General features: G+C 44.8%; 1 pseudogene. It reads right to left on the bottom strand.

The features are described from left to right. A pseudogene (locus tag AAEY62_RS24485) lies at positions 1-239 on the bottom strand (carbon starvation CstA 5TM domain-containing protein); the annotation flags it as partial.

The raw sequence follows: 239 nt of genomic DNA, 5'->3' as shown, positions 1-239 counted from the left end.
GCACTATGGCAAGTGTAATAAAACCAATTACCGCTACCACTGCACCAATTGGCTTACCCATATCACTTGATAAGTTAAGACCAATTGCCGCTGTCATAATGTATGAAAGCGTCACTGCTGTGGCGATTACTGCAGGAATACTGGCAATCCAATGGAATGCACCGCGGTCAAACAAGTACTTAGTTGCCAGCCATAATACGCTAGTAGAAAGCAGCATGTTTGAGAACGCAAAGTAGCGC

Source organism: Pseudoalteromonas sp. GW168-MNA-CIBAN-0100, assembly GCF_040309225.1.
Classification (GTDB): domain Bacteria; phylum Pseudomonadota; class Gammaproteobacteria; order Enterobacterales; family Alteromonadaceae; genus Pseudoalteromonas; species Pseudoalteromonas arctica.
The sequence above is the reverse complement of the archived record's forward strand: the minus strand, read 5'-3'. Positions and strand labels throughout refer to the sequence as shown.